Here is a 19711-nt window from a genome sequence, read left to right as displayed (position 1 = left end):
TGACCCAAGGAAATGGAAATGAATCAGCCGCTCGACATCGCCCCCATCGTTGACGCGTGGAACCATTTCCACGCGGTCTCGCACGTCGGCCACATCGCGGATGATCAGGACCATGAGGCGTCCATCCAGCTGGTCGATGCGCTGATCAGTGAAGGTGCGATGGAGGAGACGCATCCACAGCATTCGCTGTTCATGATGCTCAACGATCTCATCTATGCCTACGACCAGCGGCACAACGCGATGTCGGCGCCGCAGAGTGCCCAAGTGCTGCGTTTCCTGATGGAGCAGCACGGCCTGAAGCTGGCCCAGCTGCCGGAAATCGGCCGCCAGAGCGAAGTCTCCGAGATCCTCGCGGGGCAACGCAGCCTCACGGCGCACCACATCCGCAACCTGTCCGCCCGTTTCGGGATCAATCCGAACGCATTCTTTTGATGCGCATGTGCGGCCGCGGGCAAAGGCCGCTGTTGGCTCATGAACAGCCATCCAGCCGTGCGCGCAGCCTGATGGCATCGAACGGCGCCTTCACCTTCATGTCGTTGTCGAAATAGCAGTAAACGTCGCGCGATTTCCGCGCCGGCGGCGGATCGCTGCTGGCACGGCGGGCACCGCGCGGCTGGCTGCCCCGCATCCATGCGCGAATGCGCCGCGCCCAGTCGTCCAGCGCTTCATCGCTGTAACCGCTGGCGTACAGTTTCTTGTCGCCGTGCAGGCGCAGGTACATGAAGCCGGCGGTCACGTCTTCCAGCAGCGGCCATTTGCCGGCGGTGTCGGCCACCACCAGGGCGACGCCGTGCTGGCGGAGCAGGGCGATGAAGTCCGGGTCGACAAAGCTGTCGTGTCGGATCTCCACCGCATGCCGCAGGCGATGCGATGTCTCCGGGAAACTTTCGGCAGGATGCTTCAGGTGGTTGTCGTGCTTCGCCGCCAACTGCACCGCCCGCTTCGTGGTGCGTGGCAGCAGCGCCAGGAAATCGCCGAACTGCTTGCGGTCATAGCGGAAATTGGGCGGGAATTGCCACAACATCGGCCCCAGCTTCGGGCCCAGGTTCAACACGCCGGAGGCGAAGAAGTTCGCCATCGGCCGTTCGATCTCGCGCAGGCGCAGCACATGGGTGATGAAGCGCGGACCCTTGACCGCAAACACGAAACCGCGCGGTGTCTGCTCGTGCCACTGGGCGTAGCTTTCCGGCCGCTGCAACGAATAGAACGAGCCATTGATCTCGATCGTGGGCACCTGCCGCGACGCGTAGTGCAGCTCGTCGCGCTGCACCAGCGATGCGGGGTAGAACTTGCCCCGCCACGGTGCATAACGCCAGCCGGAAATGCCGATGCGCGATTTGGCCATCACTGTTCCCTGTCGTCGATACCGCAGCCATGCAACGCGAGCCGCGGTGAGTCCGTGGTGAAAACGGCGGTATTCGCGCGCATTGAACGGCGCGTACCCGACAATCCGCCGCCCATCCTCGCCGGACCCGACGCCCATGGCGGATTGCCGATGAGGACGCTGACCTACCTGGGGTCGTCTCGGAAAACGGAAAATAAAGCACGCTAAGGACGTGCTGCTGGTGGAATCGGAGCACGACAAGATCGTGCCGCATCCCGTGCTCGGCAATTACCGGAACGCATGCATCGACGCGCTCTCGGTCACCTACCGCAAGATCCTCCTCGCCGACCATGCGCTTTCCGAGGAGCGCAGCCGCAGCAGCTATATATCGATCCTGGTGCATTGGCTGGAGGAGATGATGCTGGGCGCGCGCGGCCATTTGCGCAGCAAGACATCAATGGTCCCGGACAGCGCCGGACCCATCCATTCATCATCCCGACCGAAGCCCGGCGCGTAGACAGAAAACGCATGCGCTCTTAACGATACTGATTGCACGCTGCAACCTCCCGCCGAAGGAGCCACCATGTCCACCAACGACCGCAAAGATTCCCCGTGCCCCGACGAGAACCAGCCCAAGCACAACGAGACGGAGGCGGAACGCGCCGCGCGCAAAAAAGAGGAAAGCGAGAACCAGGACCACGCGCTGGAAGAAACCTTTCCCGCCAGTGACCCGGTTTCGCCGTTCATCCCGGCCAAGGCTCCCAGCGAGGATTGAGCGCGCCAATCCACCCACGCCGCGCACCGGCGTGGGTGGCCTGTTCATGCCGGCGCCCGCACGCTGGCGCCGGGCCCGATAGCCCGCATCTGCCAGCTCTTTCGACACGATCCGTGAACGACGACGTTGCCTTTCCCCGTTTCGCCAGCCGTGGACGGACCTATGTCTACGTGTTGCCATGCCGCGACGAGGACATCCTGAAAGTCGGCTTCTCGCGCGATCCCGTGGACCGCTTCCGCACCTTGCATCCGCGCTTTTTCGAGTTCTTCGACCTGGACCGCGGCCTGCTTATCCACACCGACCGCCTGCGCGACGCGCGCCGGATCGAACGGTTGTTCATTACCACCTTCGACGATTTCCGCGCACCGGCGCCGCTGGTGGTACCGCGATCGGCCGCCGGTCACACCGAGTGGTACCGCGGCGCCTACCTGCCCATCAGCATGCTGGCGCACAAGCTCTGCGTGCAGGAGGGGTTGACCCTGCACGCGCCGCTTGGCGATTGGGTACGTGCCCGCTTCGACGAATGGAGCGATCTCCTGTACGGCTGGTCGTCGCGCATGCTGGAGCTGATCGAGTACCAGCACTTCAATATCCCGCTGGACCAGCGCACCGGTCGCGGCGAAAAAGTGTTGCGTGACGTCCTCGACGCTTACGTCGCACTGGGAAGCGACTTGCAGGCGCTGGTGCCCGAGCCCGTGCTGGACTGGTATTACCGCTGCGGCTTTCCGGAGACGACGCGTTGGGATGATTGAGTGCGAGGCCGCGCTCGATGCCACAGGGATCAGTCGGCCTCGAGAAGGTTGAATGCCGTCATCCCAGCGAAAGCTGGGACCCAGCGCCCTTATGTGGCTAAGGAGGCACTGGATTCCAGCTTTCGCTGGAATGACGAGCAAAAAACCAGGCCGGCGTCGGCACAACGGCCGGCCGTATCAACCATCTCGCCAAACCAGCCAAGCTCGTCGGCCATCGTCGCTACCTGGCCGATGATCAGCAGGGCCGGTGCTTCGATGTGGTGCGCCGATGCCAGCGCGGGTAGGGTATGCAGTTCACCCCTGAGCACACGTTGCCGCGGCAGGGTCCCGTTTTCTATCAGCGCAAACGCGGTATCCGGATCGCGACCGTGAGCCAGCAGACGCTCGGTCAAATGAGTGAGCTGGGCCAGGCCCATGTACACCGCCAGGGTCTGTCGCTCGCCCGCCAGCGCGGCCCAATCCAGCGTGTCCATCGAATCCTTGCAGTGGGCGGTGAGCAGCCGCACCGACTGCGCGTGTTCGCGGTGGGTGAGGGAAATGCCCGCGTAGGCGGCGCAAGCCACGGCCGCGGTCACGCCGGGCACGATCGTGCAGGCCACGCCATGGCGGCGCAGGTACTGCATCTCCTCGCCGCCACGACCGAACACGAACGGGTCGCCGCCTTTCAGGCGCACCACGTAACGCCCGGCGCGGGCGTGTTGCAACAACAGCGCATTGATCTGCGCTTGCGGTGTGTGTCGACCGCCACCGCGCTTGCCGACGTCGATGCGCTCGGCATCGCGCCGCGTCATCGCCAGGACCTCGGGGCTGACCAGTTGATCGTGCAGGATCACATCCGCCCGGTTGAGCGCGCGCAACCCGGCAAGCGTCAGCAAGCCCGGATCGCCGGGGCCGGCTCCGACCAGCACGACCGAACCGGGAACCAGTGGGGCACCGTGATACAGCGCATCGAGCAATGCCGCCTCGGCTTCGGCGTGCCGGGCGTGGCGCAGCAGCTCCAGCACCGGGCCGTCATACAACGCATCGTAAAACCGACGCCGCGCGGCAAGATCGGGGAACGCGTCGACGATGGCCTTGCGATGCCGTTGCGCCAATGCCACCAGCGGGCCGATCGCCGGGTCCAGGTGCGACTCCAGCGTTTCGCGCACGCGGCGGGCGAACATGGGCGCGGCGCCCGCGGTGGAAATGCCGATGGTCAGCGGCGCCCGATCCACCACGGCTGGCACCTGGAAAAGCGACAGTGCCGGGTCGTCCACCACGTTGCTCAGGATGCGCCGTTCGGTGGCGCGGACGGCGATCTCTGCATTGAGCGCACGGTTGTCGGTGGCGGCGATCACCAGCCAGACATCGTCCAGCCATGAGGGCTTGAAGTCGCCGTCGAGGTGCGCGATGCGTCCATCGGCCACCTGTTCGGCCAGGGCCGGGAGCAAGTGCGGTGCACCAATACGGACCACGGCACCGGCCTCGAGCAGGGCGGCGACCTTGCGTTCGGCCACGTTTCCGCCGCCCACCACCAGCACCGGCAAGCCGTTCAAGTCCGCAAACAGGGGATACAGGCGCATGTCGTGTCTCCGGGCGGGGCTTTCCCCAATTCGGGGATTGCGTTGGTGTATTCGGGTGCATTTAAAGAAAATCATTTGGCCATCCATACGTCCGTATACGGATGCCAGGCAAGTGTGCAAAATGACACTCGCGCCGTGCTTTTCTTATAGCAGATCAATCAATAAATGTGGCAACGCAGCAATATGGATCGAGCCGGATTTGGAACATGGTCGTGCCGGCTTTGACGAATGGTGTTTCGCCGGCTGATGCGCGTGCTGCGTAGCAATAACACCGCCGGATGTTTAAACGCGTCATCACGGTCTGATGGAAATCGCACCTACCGATGTCCCTGAAAATCCTTCTCATCGACACTGACGCCGGCCGCGCGCGCGCGCTCGAGGCGATCCTGTGCGAGTCCGGTTTCGCCCAGGTGGTGCGGGTGCCGGAAGGGGCGGGGCGCATTGCCGCCGTCGAGGAGATCAAGCCGGATCTGATCATCGTCGACATGGCGTTGCCCGATCGCGACGCGCTGGAAGACTTGCGCCTGGTGTCGTCCGGCCACCCGATCGTGATGTTCGCCGGCAGCGACGATCCGGCGTTCGCCGAGGAGGCGATCGACGCGGGCGTGTGCTCGTACAACCTCTCCGGCGTACCGTTGCAGGACATCAAGCCGATCATGGCCTCGGCCATCGCGCTGTTCCGCCGATTGCGCAAGGTCGAGGGCGAACTGGCCGAGGCGCAAGCCATGCTGGAGGAACGCCGGCTTATGGAGCGCGCCAAGGCGCTGCTGATGCAGGGCCGCAGGATGACCGAACCGGAAGCGTATCGCTGGCTGCAGAAAACGGCGATGAACCAGAACCGGAAACTTGCCGAGGTGGTCGCGTCGTTCGTGACGCAGCATGACGCGCCCACGGATTCGCACAGGGAAAAGGGGAGACAGCCATGAACGCGCCGACACCATCGGGCAGCGGCACCGCGCCGAAACTGCGCATAGGCATGTTGCGCCTCACCGACAGCGCGCCGGTGGTCACCGCGCATGAGTTCGGCTTCTTTGCCGACGAAGGCGTGGAGGTGGAGCTGATGGTCGAGCCTTCGTGGGCCAACATCGCCGACAAGCTCGCCTTCGGTGCGCTGGACGCGGCGGTGATCGTGCCGCCGCTGGCATTTGCGGTGCAGTTGGGCCTGCGCGGCGTGGCGCAGCCCATGCTGATTCCCTACACGCTCAGCGTGGGCGGCGTGGCCATCACGCTGGAGCGCGAACTGGCGACACGGGTACGCGCGCTGGGCGAAAGCGATGACCTTGACCCGTTGCCCGCGCTGGCCGCCTGCCTGCGCCAGCAACCACTCACGCTGGGCGTGGTGCACGCGTTTTCCACCCATAACCTGCTGTGCCGCTACTGGCTTGCCAGCGTCGGCATCGAGGTGGACCGCGACGTGAAGCTGGCGGTGGTGCCGCCGTCGCGTGCGGTGGAAGCGCTGCGCGAAAAGCAGATCTCCGGTTTCTGTGCGGGCGCACCGTGGGGCGAGGTGGCGCGGCGCAACAGCGTGGGCCATTCGATCGCCGGCTCGCAGCAGATCTGGAGCAACGCGCCGGAGAAGGCCTTCGCCGTGAGCGCGCGCTGGGCCAACCAGCATCCGGAGGCGTTGTCCGGCGTGCTGCGTGCGCTGCACCGTTCGTCCCGCTTCTGCGACGACGCCGAAAATACGGCCTACATCGCCTCGCTGCTATCGCGGCGGCGTTATCTGAACCTCGGGTCGCACGCGATCCTGGCAAGCCTGCCCGGTGGTGCCGAGACATCGAACGGTTGCGTGTTCCATCGTGGCGCGGCCACGTTCCCCTGGCGCTCGCAGGGCCTGTGGTTTCTCAGCCAGATGCGGCGTTGGCAGTTGATCGACGACAGCATCGACCTGCGCAGCCTGGCCGAGCGCGTGTATCGGCCCGACCTGTATCGCGCTGCGCTGTCGGCGCTGGGGGAATCGCTGCCGCTGGCCGACTGGAAAGTGGAGGGCGCACATGCAGCACCGTGGTCGCTCGATGCCACGCCGCAGCCAATCCCGATGCCGCCCGACCGCTTCTGCGACGGCGCGATTTTCGACCCTGCCGCGTTGCCATCGCTGGGCGAGAGTGCGATGCCCATCCGCGCACGCAACGACGAGAACGACGCCACGCGTTGAGCGTGGAGACGAGTGACATTCGCGACGTAAAAAACGCTTGCCTTTGATGATTTGTTGCACTACAACATAAACCGTCGCCCGCGGTTTCCACACCGCCGGCACGATCGAGGAAGACAGCCTAATGGCGGGCTGCTCTGGCAACTGACAATGCAGTTCCTCGCGAGCTAATGGCGGTTCGCAACCGGTAGATCCGGCAGCGCTGCAAGCGCTGAAACCGCGAGCCATTGCCATGAGCAAAGCCTTCTTCAAGGCCGGTCATTTCCCCACGCTGGCCGTTTGCTTCCTGTATTTCGATCTCAGCTTCGCCGTCTGGGTGCTGCTTGCGCCGCTGGCGGTGCTGATCGCCAACGACCTGCATCTGCAACCGGACCAGAAGGGCCTGATGGTGGCCACGCCGGTGCTGGCCGGTGCGTTGTTGCGGGTGCTCAACGGCGTATTGATCGGCCAGTGGAAGGCGCGCCGGGTCGGCATCGCGATGCAGCTGGTGGTGATCGTCGGACTGCTGCTGGCATGGTGGCTGGGCCTGCATTCGTTCGGCCAGATGCTGACGCTGGGCATCGTGCTGGGCGTGGCCGGCGCTTCGTTCGCCATCGCCTTGCCGATGGTGTCGTACTGGTATCCGCCCGAACGCCAGGGCGTGGTGTTGGGGCTGGCGGGGGCGGGCAACTCCGGCACCGTTTTCGCGGCGCTGTTCGCACCCGCGCTGGCGCTGGCGATCGGCTGGCGCAACACCTTGGGCCTGGCGGCCTTGCCGCTGCTGGTCGTGCTGCTGGCGTTCGTGCTGTACGCCAGGGATAGCCCGACCTCGCCGCCGCCGAAGACGCTGGCGGATTACCGGCGCGTGCTGCGTACGCCCGATGCGTGGTGGCTGATGTTTTTCTACGGCATCAGCTTCGGCGGCTTCGTCGGCCTGTCCTCGTTCCTGCCGATCTACTTCAACGATCAGTACGGTCTGTCCGCGGTGACCGCGGGTTACTTCACGGCCGGCTGCGTCTTCGTGGGCTCATTCGTGCGACCGCTGGGCGGCGCACTGGCCGACCGCATCGGCGGCACCCGCGCGCTGTCGATGGTCTACGCGCTGGTGGCGTTGATGCTGGCGATCATCACCTTCGGCAACCAGCCGGCCTTCGGCGCGCTGGCTGCGCTGGCGCTGGCGATGACGGCGCTGGGCATGGGCAATGGCGCCGTGTTCCAGCTGGTGCCGCAACGCTTCCGTGGCGACGTCGGCCTGCTCACCGGCCTGGTCGGCATGACCGGCGGCGTCGGCGGCTTCTGCCTGGCTGCCGGGCTGGGTTATGCCCGGCAATTCACCGGCAACTACGGCTACGGCTTCGGCACGTTCGCGCTGCTGGCGCTGCTGGCCTGGGGCGGCATTGCCAGCGTGCGGCTGCGCTGGCGTGGCGCCGCGGCACTCGGCGGCGTGCGCGTCTGAGGACGCCGCGCATGGCCAACACCAACCTCATTCTCCCCAGCCCAACTCCCTCACCCAACCGGAGCGACTCCATGTACATCAACGACGATCTCGCCCGCCTTCCACCCGTCGCACAACTGGTGGTGATCGGCAATGGCATGGCCGCCATGCGCACGGTGGAGGAGCTGCTCAAGCATGAAGGCGGCAAGCGCTATCGCATCACCGTGTTCGGCGCCGAGCCCCACGTCAATTACAACCGCATCATGCTGTCCAGCGTGCTGGCCGGCGACAAGCAACTCGACGAGATCGTCATCAACCCGCGCGAATGGTACGAGGAAAACGGCATCCGCCTGATCACCGGCGACGAGGTCACCGCCATCGACCGGGATGCGCGCACGGTGACGTCGGCAAACGGTATCTGCGTGCCTTACGATCGCCTGCTGATCGCCACCGGCTCCAAGCCATTGGCGCCGCGCATTCCCGGCCTGGAGCTGCCCGGCGTGTGTGCGTTCCGCGACATCGCGGACGTCGACAAGATGCTGGCCGCTGCGCGCACGCACAGGCATGCGGTGGTCATCGGTGGCGGGCTGCTGGGACTGGAGGCGGCGTGGGGTTTGCGCCAGCGCGGCATGTCGGTGGCGCTGGTGCACTTGATGCCGACCTTGATGGAACGGCAACTCGATGCCGCCGCCGGCCAGTTGCTGCAGCGTGATCTCGATCGTCGCGGCATCGCCTTCTTCACCGAGGGCCAGACCAAGGAGATTACCGGTGTCGATCACGCCGAAAGCGTGCTGCTGGAAGACGGGCGCGAGATTCCCGCCGACCTGGTAGTGCTGGCGATCGGCATTCGTCCGCGCATCGAGCTGGCCGTTGCGGCCGGGCTGGAGATCAACCGCGGCATCGTGGTGGGCGACGACATGCGCACCAGCGACCCGCTCATTTTTGCCGTGGGCGAGTGCGTCGAACACCGCGGCCAGGTGTTCGGCCTGGTGGCGCCGATCTGGGATCAGGCCAAGGTATGCGGTGCGCGGCTGGCGGGCGACCAGGCGGCGATCTTCGCCAGCAAGGCGTTGTCGACCAGCCTCAAGATCACCGGCGTGGAAGTGTTTTCCGCCGGCGCGCTGATGGCGGCGGACGAGTCCGACGAAGAGATCATGCTGCGCGACGAGTCCAGCGGCGTCTACAAGAAGATCGTGCTGCGCGATGGACGCCTGGTTGGCGTGGTGCTGTACGGGCACGTCGTCGATGGCCAGTGGTATCTGAAACTGATGCGCGACAAGGAGGATGTTTCCGCCCTGCGCGAACGGCTGGTGTTCGGCAAGGTCTTCGCCGAGGCGGAAAGCGGCGGCGCGAAAGCGGTCGACTACGAGGCCATGCCCGATGACACCCAGATCTGCGGCTGCAACGGCGTGTGCAAGGGCGACATCGTCAAGGCGATCCGCACGCTCAAGCTGACCACGCTGTCCGAGGTTCGTGCGCACACCAAGGCCTCGGCCTCCTGCGGGCAGTGCACCGGCCAGGTCGAGGAGATCCTGGCGTACGCCGCCGGCGTGGATGCCAAGGCCACGAAGAAGACCGTGTGCGACTGCACCGAGGCCGACCACGACGAGGTGCGCGCCGCCATCCGCACGCAGCAGCTCAAGAGCATGGATGCGGTGCGCGCGGCGTTGGCGTGGAAGAAACCCGAGGGCTGCCACAAGTGCCGCCCCGCGTTGAACTACTACCTGCTGTGCGAATGGCCGGGCGAATACCACGACGACGCTAGCTCGCGCTTCGTCAACGAGCGCCTGCACGCCAACATCCAGAAGGACGGCACCTACAGCGTGGTGCCGCGCATGTGGGGCGGCCTGACCACGCCGGCCGAGCTGCACGCAATCGCCGACGTGGCGGAAAAATTCAACATCCCCACGGTCAAGGTCACCGGCGGCCAGCGCATCGACCTGCTGGGCGTGAAGAAGGAAGACCTGCCCGCCGTGTGGAGCGACCTGGGCCAGGCCGGGCTGGTCTCGGGCCATGCGTATGCCAAGGGGCTGCGCACGGTGAAAACCTGCGTCGGCAAGGAATGGTGCCGCTTCGGCACGCAGGATTCGACCGGGCTGGGTGTGAAGCTGGAAAAGATGTGCTGGGGCTCGTGGACGCCGCACAAAGTGAAGTTCGCCGTCTCCGGCTGCCCGCGCAACTGCGCCGAGGCCAGCATCAAGGACCTGGGCGTGATCTGCATCGATGCGGGCTACGACCTGCTGGTCGGCGGCAACGGCGGCGTCGACGTGCGCGTCACCGACCTGCTGGTGCGCGTATCCACCGAGGACGAGGTGTTGCAGTACGCCGGCGCCTTCATGCAGCTGTATCGCGAAGAGGCGCACTACATGGAACGCAGCGCGCCGTGGATCGCCCGCGTCGGCATCGACTACGTCAAGCGGCGGCTCGTCGAGGATGCCGAAGGGCGCGAGCAGTTGTGCCAGCGCTTCCTGTATTCGCAGACCTTCGCCCGGATCGACCCCTGGCACGAACGCGCCAGCGGCGCCGCGGCCGCGGCCTTTCAACCGTTGCCCGAACTTGCGGGAGCCTTGGCATGAACGCACACGACTGGAAGAACATCGGCCCGCTGGAAAGCATCCCGCGAAGTGGCAGCCGCCGCCTGTGCCTGCGCCAGGCTGGCCGGCCGATTGCGGTGTTCCGTACCCGCGACGACGAGGTGTTTGCGCTCATCGACGAATGCCCGCACAAGCGCGGGCCGCTGTCCGAAGGCATCGTCTCGGGCAAGACCGTCACCTGTCCCTTGCACAACTGGGGCATCGCGCTGGACTCCGGCGAGGCCGTGGCGCCGGACGAGGGCAGGGCAGGGTCGATACCGCTGCGCGTGGTGGACGGCAACATCCACGTCTACCTGCCCGAGCCGGCGGTTGAGGCCATCGCGTGAGTACGACCCGCACCACCTGTCCCTATTGCGGCGTGGGCTGCGGCGTGACGGTGGAGGGCGGTGTGCCGCGCGGCGATCGCGAGCATCCGTCCAATTTCGGGCGGCTGTGTTCCAAAGGCGCCGCACTGAAAGACGCGCTGAATCTGCCGGACCGCTTGCAGCAGCCGATGATGGATGGACGCGCCGCCAGCTGGGACGAGGCGCTGGATCGCATCGCCACCGAGTTCACCCGCATCCGCGACACCCACGGCCCCGATGCCATCGGCTTCTACGTCTCCGGCCAGTTCCTCACCGAGGATTACTACGTCGCCAACAAGCTGATGAAGGGCTTCATCGGCTCGGGCAACATCGACACCAATTCGCGGCTGTGTATGTCGTCGACAGTAGCCGGCCACGTGCGTGCGTTCGGCGAAGACGTAGTGCCGGGTTGCTACGAGGATCTGGAGGAGGCCGACCTGGTGGTGCTGGTCGGCAGCAACATGGCGTGGTGCCATCCCGTGCTGTACCAGCGCCTGATGGCGGCGCGCGAAAAGCGCGGCACGCAGTTGGTCAACATCGATCCGCGGCGCACCGCCACCGCCGACATGGCCGACCTGCATTTGCCGCTGGCCCCCGGTGGCGACGTGATGCTGTTCAACGGATTGCTGGTGCATCTGGTAGACGCGGGGAAGGTCGATCGCGACTGGGTGAGCGAGCATGTAGCCGGTTTCGACGAGGCGGTCGCCGCCGCCCGCGCCACGGCCGGCTCGGTAGAGCTGGTGGCCGCGGCCACCGATCTCGACCCCACCGACGTGCTGCGTTTCTACGACAGCTTCGCGCGCACCGAGCGCGTGATGACGCTTTATTCGCAAGGCGTGAACCAGTCCGCCAACGGCGCCGACAAGGTCAACGCCATCCTCAACTGCCACTTGGCCACGGCGCGCATCGGCCGCGCAGGCATGGGGCCGTTTTCGCTCACCGGGCAACCCAATGCGATGGGCGGCCGCGAGGTGGGCGGGCTGGCCAACCAGCTGGCCGCGCACATGGGTTTCGAGCCGGAAAGCGTGGATCGGGTCGGCCGTTTCTGGAACGCGCCGCAAGTCGCCCGCACGCCCGGCTACAAGGCGGTGGACCTGTTCGAGGCCGCGGCGGATGGGCGGCTGAAGGCGATCTGGATCGCCGCCACCAACCCGGCCGTGAGCATGCCGCGGGCGGATCTCGTGCGCGATGCCTTGCGCGCCTGTCCGCTGGTGATCGCCTCCGATGCCTGGCCCACCGACACCACGGCGCTGGCCGACATCGTGCTGCCCGCCGCCGGCTGGGCCGAGAAGGACGGCACCGTGACCAACTCCGAGCGCCGCATTTCGCGCCAGCGTCGCTTTTGCGCAGCACCGGGTGAGGCGCGCCCGGACTGGTGGATGTTTGCCGAAGTCGGCAAGCGCATGGGGTGGCGCGAAGCGTTTGCATTCGAGACGCCGGCGGCGATCTTTCGCGAGCATGCCGCGCTCACCGCGTTCGAGAACAACGGTCGGCGCCGGCTCGATCTGGGTGCGCTGGCCACGCTGGACGATGCGGCCTACGAGGCGCTCGAACCGGTGCAATGGCCGTGTCCTGCATCAGGGCAGGGCGCCGGCAATTCGCGGCTGTTTGCGCGTGGCGGTTTTTCCACTGCCGACGGACGCGCGCGCATGCTGCCGCTGGCGATCCGCGCCGACGCAAAACTGGCCGGCTTTCCGCTGATCCTCAACACCGGGCGCGTGCGCGACCAGTGGCACACCATGACCCGCACCGGGCGCATCCCTCACTTGATGACGCACAGCCCCGGCCCGCGACTCGCGCTGCATCCGCGCGATGCGATGCTGCGTGGCATCGTCGATGGCGGCCTGGCGCGGGTCACCAGTGCGCAAGGGCAGACCAGCCTGCGGGTGGAAATCGAGCCGGGCCTGCGCCAAGGCCAGGTGTTCGCGCCAATGCACTGGACCGACCAGTTCGCCTCCAGCGGCCCCACCGATCGACTGGTGCATGCGCTGACCGATCCGGTATCGGGCCAGCCGGATCTCAAGGGCACACCGGTACAGGTCGTGGCGCTGTCCGAAACCTGGCGCGGTGTACTGCTGCGGCGTCGCGACGGGCAACTGTCGCTGGGCGACGACGGGCTCTGGAGCAAGGCGCCGATCGCCACGGGTTTCCGCTACGAGCTGTCCGGCCTCACCGCGTTGCAGGCGCTGATCGATTCCGAACGGACGCTTCGCCAGCTGCTGCAGATCGATGCCGCCGCCGAGCTGATCTCCTACGCCGACCCCAAGAAATCCGTCTTCCGCTACGCCGGCCTGGTCGATGGAAAGCTCGGCGCCTGCGTGTTCTTCGCCGCGCCGCAGGCAATGTTTCCCGAGGCCGACGCCGCCAGCGCCTTGCTCGGCCAGCCGCTCGACGCGTTGAAGCGGCTGGGCCTGCTGGCTGGCCTGGAAGCAGGGCCGCAAACGCCGGGCAACATCGTTTGCTCGTGCATGTCGGTCGGCGAGGCCAGCATTCGCAAGGCCATCCGCGAACATGGTTTGACCAGCACGGCCGAGATCGGCGCATTGCTGGGCGCTGGCACCAACTGCGGTTCGTGCCTGCCCGAGCTGAAGAAAATGCTGGCGTTGAACGTCATCGAGAACGGAGTGCAGGCATGACCAGCGGACCGCTCGCCCAGTTGCGCATCCTGGTGCCGGAAAGCCGCGAGCTGGATCTGTTCGCCGGCATGCTGGAGAAAAAGGGCGCCACCACACGCCGCTGTCCGCTGGTTCAGATCCTCGATCTCGAGGACAGCACCGAGGCCGAGGCGTGGATCGGGCAACTGCTGGCCGGCGATTTTCGCGACGTGATCTGGATGACCGGCGACGGGCTCCATCGGCTAATTGGCATCGCCGAAAAAATCGGCCGGCGCGATGCGGTGATCGCCGCACTCAAGCGCAGCCGCGCCATCACCCGCGGCCCCAAGCCCACGCGTGCCCTGCGCGAACTGGGCCTGCCCGCACCGTGGCTGCCGGCACCGGAGCCCACCTCGCAAGGTGTGTTGCAGGCGTTTGCCGCGGAGGACCTGACCGGCCGACGGCTCGGCCTGCAACTCTACCCGGGCGACGGCGGCCAGCCGCTGCTCGACGGTTTGCGTGCGCGCGGCGCCATCGTGTTTCCGGTGACGCCTTACCGCTACGCCTCCGACAGCGACACCACCGAGGTGCTGCAAGCCATCAAGGAACTGGTCGGCGGACAACTGGACATGGTGGCGTTCACCAGCTCGGCCCAGCTTACCCGGCTGCTCGGCGTGGCCAGGGACGCTGGCCTGCGCGACACGCTGCTGCACGCGCTCATCCGCATGCCGATCGCTGCTATCGGCCCGGTGATCGAGACGACATTGCGCGAACTCGGCGTCCGCACCATTCTGCGCCCCGAGCGCAACTTCCACCTGAAACCGCTGGTCAACACGATTGCCGCAGCATGGCAGACGTCGCGCTTGCCGCACGGCGGTGCAGCTTGATGAAGAACCTGCTGAGCGCGGCCAAAGCGGAGCAGCGCATCCACGCGCACATGCCGTCATTCGGCACCGAGCGCGTGGCGCTGGATGCGGCGACGGGTCGCGTCCTGCGCCAGACCGTGCAGGCCGAGCGCGACCAGCCGCCGTTCGACCGGGTGATGATGGACGGCATCGCGATCGCTGCCGGTGCCAGCCCTTTCTCCTCCCCCTGCTCTGCAGGGGGAGGTCGGGAGGGGGTAAAGCTTTTGCCTTCAGGATCAGGAGCAACCCCTCCCCAGCCCTCCCCTGCGTTGCAGGGGAGGGAGCAAGACTCGTTGCGTCGCTTCCGCTCCGCCGGGCTGGCACTGGCGGGCATGACAGAGCAGGCGCTGGACGACCCCGCCGCCTGCTTCGAAGTCACCACGGGCGCGATGTTGCCGCACGGCTGCAACTGCGTGACTCCCATCGAGCACACCCGGCGCGAGGGCGAAGCGTTCGTGCTGATCGACGGTTATGAACCCGCGCGCGGCCAGTTCATCCATCCCCGCGGTGCCGACTGTCGCGAAGGCGAGATCCTGCTGCAATCGGGCACGCGCATCCGCGCACCCGAGGTCGCCGTGCTGGCAGCCAATGGCGTGGCGCAGGTCGAGGTGGCGAAGCGGCCCTCGGTGACGATCGTCGCTACCGGCGACGAATTGCGGGAGGTCGATCAGGCACTGGCGCCGGGGCAGATTCGTCGCTCCAACGATCGGGCCCTGGCCGCGGCCTTGGCGGCGCGCGGCTTCAATAACGTGGAATTGGCCTGGATGCCTGACGATCTGGACGTCGCCACAAAAACGCTTGCCCGCCTGCTGGCAACCCGGCAGGTGCTGGTGTTGAGCGGTGGCGTTTCGGTGGGCCAGCGTGACTTCGTGCCAGCGGCATTGCATGCGCTTGGCGTGCAGGAGGTGTTGCACGGCATCGCGCAGCGGCCGGGCAAGCCGATGTGGTTTGGCATCGGGCCGCAGGGGCAGGTGATCTTCGCGTTGCCGGGCAACCCGGTGTCGGCGCTGGTGTGTGCCGTGCGCTACCTGCTGCCGGCGCTGGAGCGCGCCATCGGCCTGGTTGCAGCCGCGCCGGTTAAGGTCGTGCTGGCGGACGCGGTCGCCACGCATCCGACCCTGACCTGTTTCGTTCCGGTGCACGTGCGATATGACGATGACGGCCGAGCCATGGCGCGGCCGCAACCCAGCCCCACCTCGGGCGACTTTTCCTCGCTGCCGCAAACCCACGGCGTGGTCGAGCTGGCGCCCGCTGCAGGCGCCGCACCCGCCGGCACTATTGCCGTTCTGCACAGGTGGTGACATGAGCGTTCCACCCGCCCGCACCGATATCTTCCCCGCGTCGCCCGCGCTGAGGGATCAGCGTGGCCGGCCGCTGCACGACCTGCGCATATCAGTGATGGACCGCTGCAATTTCCGCTGCACCTATTGCATGCCTGAGTCGATCTATGGCGACCACTACACCTTCCTCAGCAACCAGCAACGGTTGAGCTTCGACGAAATCGAGCGGCTGTGCCGCATCGCCGCGTCGCTCGGCGTCAGCAAGCTGCGACTGACCGGCGGCGAACCGCTGCTGCGCCCGAAGCTGCACGAGCTGGTGGCGCGCTTGCGCCAGATCGACGGCATCACCGACCTGGCCATGACCACCAACGGCGTGCTGCTGGGGCGCCATGCCACGGCGCTGCGCGAGGCCGGGCTGGACCGGGTGACGGTGAGCCTGGATACGTTGGACCCGGCGCTGTTCCATCGCATGAGCGGCAACCGTGGCGCACTGGACGAGGTGCTGGCCGGCATCGAGGCGGCGCAGGCAGCCCGCTTCCCGCATGGGATCAAGTTGAACACCGTGGTGCAGCGCGGCGTCAACGACCACACGGTGCTCGACCTGGTGCAGCGTTTCCGCGGCAGCGGCATCGTGCCGCGCCTGATCGAATACATGGACACCGGCAACCACAACGACTGGCGCCGCGATGCGGTGGTGCCATCGGCCGAGCTGATCGCGGCCATCGACGCGCGCTGGCCGTTGGATCCGCTGCCGCCCCGTTGCGATGGCGAGGTGGCGACACGCTTCCGCTTCCGCGACGGGCAGGGCGAGATCGGCGTGATCTCCTCGATCAGCGCACCGTTCTGCGGCGACTGCTCGCGAGCGCGGTTGTCGTCCGAAGGCTCGCTCTACACCTGCCTGTTCGCGGCACAAGGCACCGACCTGCGCAGCCTGCTGCGCGACGGCAGCAACGACGAGGCCTTGCGCGAACGCCTGCGCCACACCTGGCTTCGCCGCAACGACCGCTACAGCGAGGAACGCATGGAGCGCCGCCTGCGCGCCGTGCGCAAGATCGAAATGCATTACATCGGTGGCTGACTTCCCCCACGAACCCCTGTCCGAGAACGCCCATGACCGTTGCCGCACAAACGCTTTCCCACGTCGATGACGCGAACCGGCCGGCGATGGTCGATGTCGGCGCCAAGGCGGTGACCCGGCGCACCGCGCAGGCGCTGGCGCGGGTGCGGTTTCCGCCCGAAGTCGCCGCGCAATTGCATCGCGCCGGACATGTCACGGCCAAGGGCGCGGTGCTCACCGTGGCCAACATCGCCGGCGTGATGGGCGCCAAGGCCACCGCGCAGCTGATACCGCTTTGCCATCCGCTGGCGCTGGACCGCTGCCACATCGACATCACCATGCAGGGCGACGACGCACTGATCGCCTGCTCCGTGTCGTGCCAGGGGCGAACCGGCGTGGAGATGGAGGCGCTCACCGGCGCCAGCGTCGCCGCGCTCACCATCTACGACATGTGCAAGGCGCTGTCGCACGACATCGTGATCGCCGAGATCCGCCTGCTGGGCAAGACCGGCGGCAAGCGCGATGTCGACCACAGCGCGGGAACATCCGCATGAGCGCCGCGCCACTCCACGGCCTGTTGCTGTGCGGCGGTGCCAGCCGTCGCATGCGCCGCGACAAGGCGCAACTGCACTACAGCGGCGAGCCGCAACTGTTGCGCGCATGGCGGTTGCTGACGGCGTTCACCGATCGCGCCTTCGTTTCCGTGCGCGACAGCCAGCACGACGAGCCATTGCGCGCCAGCCTGCCGCAACTGATCGATACGTACGACGCGGTCGGCCCGGTGGCCGGCATCCTTTCGGCGCACGATGCCTTCCCGGACGCGGCCTGGCTGGTGATCGCCTGCGACCTGCCATTGCTGGATGAAACCACGCTGCGCACGCTGATCGCCGCACGCGATCCGGCGAAAGAAGCCACCGCCTTCGCCAGCCGCTTCGACGGCCTGCCCGAGCCGCTGTGCACGCTGTGGGAGCCACCGATCCACCAGCGGCTCAAACAGCGCTATGAGGCCGGCAGCTATTGCCCGCGCAAGGTGCTGATCCAGGCCGACATCCACTTGCTGCCGCCGCCGGGCAACACGCTGGACAACATCAACACGCCACAGGAATTCGAACAGATGCAACGCCAGTTGGAGGTGCTTTCATGAGCCGGATCACCGTGCAGTACTACGCCCAGTTGCGCGAACAGGCGGGCGCCAGCATCGAACAGATCGATACCGCGGCGGCCACGCTGCGCGACCTCTACGACGAATTGTGCGGCCGGCATGGCTTCACGCTGCCCACCGACGCGCTCAAGGTGGCGGTGAATGTCCGCTTCAGCGATTGGGGCAGGGCGGTCGACGACGGCGACACCATCGTCTTCATTCCACCGGTGGCCGGTGGATGACGCGCTTCACGCTCGCCACCGAACCCGTCGACGTCGCCACATGGCGCGATGCCCTCAAGCATTCCGGCAGCGGCGGCTTCTGTTCATTCGAAGGCTGGGTACGCAACAACAACGAAGGGCGCGACGTCAGCGGCCTGGCCTATGAAGCCTATGCCGAGCTGGCCATCAGCGAAGGCGAGCGCGTGGTGGACGAGGCCATGGCGCGCTTCGGCGTGCTGGCCGCGCACTGCGTGCACCGCGTGGGCGACCTGAAGATCGGCGACCTGGCGGTGTGGATCGGCGTGTCCGCCGCGCATCGCGACGAAGCGTTCCGGGCCTGTCGTTACATCATCGACGAGATCAAGCACCGGTTGCCGATCTGGAAGAAGGAGCAATACATCAATGGCGACACGGCCTGGGTCGCCTGCACGCACGGGGCACATGCCGAAACAGACGACCATCCAGACGGCCACTCGCACGAAAGCCACCTACACGCGCCATCCACCTTCACGCCCGACTATTCGCGCCAGACGCGGCTGCGCGACGTCGGCGATACCGGCCAGGCGAAACTCGCCGCGGCCCGCGTGCTGGTGATCGGCGCGGGCGGGCTGGGTTGCCCGGTTATCAGCTACCTCGCCGGCGCGGGCGTGGGCACGTTGGGGATCGTCGATGGCGATGTGCTGGACGCGAGCAACCTGCATCGCCAAGTGATGTACGACGCGCGCGATATCGGTCAGCGCAAAGTCGATCTCGCGGCACGGCGGGTGGCGGCGCTCAATCCCGCGGTCACGGTGCAGACCTTCGCCGAGCCCCTGCGTGCGGACACCATCGCGGACGTCTTCGCGCAGTTCGACCTGGTGGTCGAATGCACCGATGACCTGGGCAGCCGCTACCTCGCCAACGACGCTGCCGTACTCACCGGCACGCCCTTGATCCTCGCCAGCGTCTACCAGTACGAAGGTCAGTTGCAAGTGGTCAGCGCGCTCTCCGGCCACGCCTGCCTGCGCTGCCTGTGGCCGGTACCACCTTCGCCAGCCCTGGCCGGGAGTTGCGCCGAAACCGGTGTACTGGGTCCGGTGCCCGGCGTGCTCGGCACCATGCAGGCGATGGAGACGCTGAAGCTGCTGCTCGGTCTGCCTGGCGCCGGCGACCCGTCGCTGCAACTGGTCAATCTGCTCGACGGCACCCGCCAACGCCTGCCGATCGATGCCGCCACTGGCTGCGCCTTGCACGGTGGTTGCATGACCGTGGCGCAACGGGCACTCGATGCCGCCAAGGTGGATATCGATCAGCGTTTCGACGATCTGGTGGATGCGGTGGCCCGTGGCTTCGTGGTCGTCGACGTGCGCGATGCGGACGAAATCGATGCGTCACCGCTACCGATCGCATCACTGTGCGTCCCTGCCAGCGAGATCGTCACGTATCCGCTCGATCCCTTCCATGGCGACATGCTGCTGGTATGCAACAGTGGCAAGCGCAGCCACCATGCCGCGCGACGACTGCGCCAGCGTGGCGTCGAAGCGTACTCGCTGGTGGGCGGCCTGAACGCGCTGCGTGACAGCGCCGTATGCGCATGATTGGAGCGTTTGGACGGCC

Annotated in this window: 19 protein-coding genes and 1 pseudogene; 18 read left to right on the top strand and 2 right to left on the bottom strand. The window is 66.6% G+C overall.

All coding sequences use genetic code 11. The features are described from left to right. The first annotated feature begins 18 nt into the window (after positions 1-18). Complete coding sequence (locus tag UU9_RS06385) at positions 19-432, top strand: helix-turn-helix domain-containing protein (RefSeq protein WP_007080913.1); 414 nt, start codon at positions 19-21, stop codon at positions 430-432. A 37-nt stretch (positions 433-469) separates the two neighbouring features. Here UU9_RS06385 and UU9_RS06380 read toward each other — a convergent pair whose 3' ends face one another. Further along, entirely contained in the window at positions 470-1345 is an 876-nt protein-coding gene (locus tag UU9_RS06380; RefSeq protein ID WP_007080912.1) for a DUF72 domain-containing protein, read from the bottom strand. Between the two features lie 211 nt (positions 1346-1556). On the opposite strand from UU9_RS06380, the gene UU9_RS06375 reads away from it, so the two are divergent. The 3 genes from UU9_RS06375 (at position 1557) to UU9_RS06365 (ending at position 2851) form a co-directional block, all read left to right on the top strand. Next, the gene (locus UU9_RS06375) at positions 1557-1841 is read left to right on the top strand and encodes a hypothetical protein (RefSeq protein ID WP_007080911.1); all 285 of its coding nucleotides are present in this window, start codon (positions 1557-1559) and stop codon (positions 1839-1841) included. 66 nt (positions 1842-1907) lie between these two features. Further along, positions 1908-2099 (top strand): hypothetical protein, encoded by a 192-nt coding sequence (locus UU9_RS06370; RefSeq protein ID WP_007080910.1) that lies wholly within the window; start codon positions 1908-1910, stop codon positions 2097-2099. 113 nt (positions 2100-2212) lie between these two features. Then, positions 2213-2851, top strand: coding sequence for a GIY-YIG nuclease family protein (locus UU9_RS06365; protein ID WP_007080909.1), 639 nt, complete (start codon positions 2213-2215; stop codon positions 2849-2851). 89 nt (positions 2852-2940) lie between these two features. Here the strand turns inward: UU9_RS06365 and cysG are convergent, their stop codons facing one another. After that, positions 2941-4413, bottom strand: coding sequence for a siroheme synthase CysG (cysG, locus tag UU9_RS06360; RefSeq protein ID WP_007080908.1), 1473 nt, complete (start codon positions 4411-4413; stop codon positions 2941-2943). A gap of 323 nt (positions 4414-4736) precedes the next feature. On the opposite strand from cysG, the gene UU9_RS06355 reads away from it, so the two are divergent. The 14 genes and pseudogenes from UU9_RS06355 to UU9_RS06295 all read left to right on the top strand — a co-directional run bounded on the left by UU9_RS06355 (position 4737) and on the right by UU9_RS06295 (position 19692). Further along, the gene (locus UU9_RS06355; RefSeq protein WP_007080907.1) at positions 4737-5339 is read left to right on the top strand and encodes an ANTAR domain-containing response regulator; all 603 of its coding nucleotides are present in this window, start codon (positions 4737-4739) and stop codon (positions 5337-5339) included. Then, a complete protein-coding gene (locus UU9_RS06350) occupies positions 5336-6568 on the top strand; it encodes a CmpA/NrtA family ABC transporter substrate-binding protein (protein ID WP_007080906.1) in 1233 nt (410 codons plus the stop codon). Before UU9_RS06355 ends, UU9_RS06350 begins: the two co-directional genes overlap by 4 nt. Positions 6569-6797: 229 nt before the next feature. Beyond that, positions 6798-8000 (top strand): nitrate/nitrite transporter, encoded by a 1203-nt coding sequence (locus UU9_RS06345; protein ID WP_007080905.1) that lies wholly within the window; start codon positions 6798-6800, stop codon positions 7998-8000. Between the two features lie 71 nt (positions 8001-8071). Then, positions 8072-10555: a nitrite reductase large subunit NirB gene (gene nirB / locus UU9_RS06340; RefSeq protein WP_007080904.1), complete on the top strand. Its 2484-nt coding sequence runs from the start codon at positions 8072-8074 to the stop codon at positions 10553-10555. Continuing rightward, positions 10552-10899 carry a nitrite reductase small subunit NirD gene (gene nirD / locus UU9_RS06335; RefSeq protein ID WP_007080903.1) on the top strand — a complete coding sequence of 116 codons (348 nt, stop codon included), beginning with the start codon at positions 10552-10554 and terminating at the stop codon, positions 10897-10899. Before nirB ends, nirD begins: the two co-directional genes overlap by 4 nt. Continuing rightward, positions 10896-13553, top strand: coding sequence for a nitrate reductase (locus tag UU9_RS06330; RefSeq protein ID WP_007080902.1), 2658 nt, complete (start codon positions 10896-10898; stop codon positions 13551-13553). The genes nirD and UU9_RS06330 overlap by 4 nt, the downstream gene beginning before the upstream one ends. Then, a complete protein-coding gene (locus UU9_RS06325) occupies positions 13550-14398 on the top strand; it encodes a uroporphyrinogen-III synthase (protein WP_007080901.1) in 849 nt (282 codons plus the stop codon). The genes UU9_RS06330 and UU9_RS06325 overlap by 4 nt, the downstream gene beginning before the upstream one ends. Further along, entirely contained in the window at positions 14398-15717 is a 1320-nt protein-coding gene (locus UU9_RS06320; protein WP_050982396.1) for a molybdopterin molybdotransferase MoeA, read from the top strand. The genes UU9_RS06325 and UU9_RS06320 overlap by 1 nt, the downstream gene beginning before the upstream one ends. A 1-nt stretch (position 15718) precedes the next feature. After that, a complete protein-coding gene (moaA, locus tag UU9_RS06315) occupies positions 15719-16774 on the top strand; it encodes a GTP 3',8-cyclase MoaA (protein ID WP_050982395.1) in 1056 nt (351 codons plus the stop codon). Between the two features lie 32 nt (positions 16775-16806). Continuing rightward, the gene (moaC, locus tag UU9_RS06310; protein ID WP_007080898.1) at positions 16807-17307 is read left to right on the top strand and encodes a cyclic pyranopterin monophosphate synthase MoaC; all 501 of its coding nucleotides are present in this window, start codon (positions 16807-16809) and stop codon (positions 17305-17307) included. Then, positions 17304-17897 (top strand): NTP transferase domain-containing protein, encoded by a 594-nt coding sequence (locus tag UU9_RS06305; RefSeq protein ID WP_007080897.1) that lies wholly within the window; start codon positions 17304-17306, stop codon positions 17895-17897. The genes moaC and UU9_RS06305 overlap by 4 nt, the downstream gene beginning before the upstream one ends. After that, a complete protein-coding gene (locus UU9_RS18240) occupies positions 17894-18136 on the top strand; it encodes a MoaD/ThiS family protein (RefSeq protein ID WP_007080896.1) in 243 nt (80 codons plus the stop codon). Before UU9_RS06305 ends, UU9_RS18240 begins: the two co-directional genes overlap by 4 nt. Continuing rightward, positions 18133-18537: pseudogene (locus tag UU9_RS18535) on the top strand (molybdenum cofactor biosynthesis protein MoaE); the annotation flags it as partial. The gene UU9_RS18240 and the pseudogene UU9_RS18535, both read left to right, overlap by 4 nt. Then, entirely contained in the window at positions 18514-19692 is a 1179-nt protein-coding gene (locus UU9_RS06295; protein WP_337453942.1) for a ThiF family adenylyltransferase, read from the top strand. The pseudogene UU9_RS18535 and the gene UU9_RS06295, both read left to right, overlap by 24 nt. Positions 19693-19711 lie beyond the last annotated feature (19 nt).

This window comes from Rhodanobacter fulvus Jip2, from assembly GCF_000264315.1.
GTDB lineage: Bacteria > Pseudomonadota > Gammaproteobacteria > Xanthomonadales > Rhodanobacteraceae > Rhodanobacter > Rhodanobacter fulvus.
The sequence above is the reverse complement of the archived record's forward strand: the minus strand, read 5'-3'. Positions and strand labels throughout refer to the sequence as shown.

Excerpts from the sequence above, each read along its gene's own strand:
- UU9_RS06385 (WP_007080913.1), top strand. The coding sequence starts at position 19 with ATGAATCAGCCGCTCGACATCGCCCCCATCGTTGACGCGTGGAACCAT.
- UU9_RS06380 (WP_007080912.1), bottom strand. The coding sequence starts at position 1,345 with ATGGCCAAATCGCGCATCGGCATTTCCGGCTGGCGTTATGCACCGTGG.
- UU9_RS06370 (WP_007080910.1), top strand. The coding sequence starts at position 1,908 with ATGTCCACCAACGACCGCAAAGATTCCCCGTGCCCCGACGAGAACCAG.
- cysG (WP_007080908.1), bottom strand. The coding sequence starts at position 4,413 with ATGCGCCTGTATCCCCTGTTTGCGGACTTGAACGGCTTGCCGGTGCTG.
- UU9_RS06355 (WP_007080907.1), top strand. The coding sequence starts at position 4,737 with ATGTCCCTGAAAATCCTTCTCATCGACACTGACGCCGGCCGCGCGCGC.
- UU9_RS06350 (WP_007080906.1), top strand. The coding sequence starts at position 5,336 with ATGAACGCGCCGACACCATCGGGCAGCGGCACCGCGCCGAAACTGCGC.
- UU9_RS06345 (WP_007080905.1), top strand. The coding sequence starts at position 6,798 with ATGAGCAAAGCCTTCTTCAAGGCCGGTCATTTCCCCACGCTGGCCGTT.
- nirB (WP_007080904.1), top strand. The coding sequence starts at position 8,072 with ATGTACATCAACGACGATCTCGCCCGCCTTCCACCCGTCGCACAACTG.
- nirD (WP_007080903.1), top strand. The coding sequence starts at position 10,552 with ATGAACGCACACGACTGGAAGAACATCGGCCCGCTGGAAAGCATCCCG.
- UU9_RS06325 (WP_007080901.1), top strand. The coding sequence starts at position 13,550 with ATGACCAGCGGACCGCTCGCCCAGTTGCGCATCCTGGTGCCGGAAAGC.
- UU9_RS06320 (WP_050982396.1), top strand. The coding sequence starts at position 14,398 with ATGAAGAACCTGCTGAGCGCGGCCAAAGCGGAGCAGCGCATCCACGCG.
- moaA (WP_050982395.1), top strand. The coding sequence starts at position 15,719 with ATGAGCGTTCCACCCGCCCGCACCGATATCTTCCCCGCGTCGCCCGCG.
- moaC (WP_007080898.1), top strand. The coding sequence starts at position 16,807 with ATGACCGTTGCCGCACAAACGCTTTCCCACGTCGATGACGCGAACCGG.
- UU9_RS06305 (WP_007080897.1), top strand. The coding sequence starts at position 17,304 with ATGAGCGCCGCGCCACTCCACGGCCTGTTGCTGTGCGGCGGTGCCAGC.
- UU9_RS18240 (WP_007080896.1), top strand. The coding sequence starts at position 17,894 with ATGAGCCGGATCACCGTGCAGTACTACGCCCAGTTGCGCGAACAGGCG.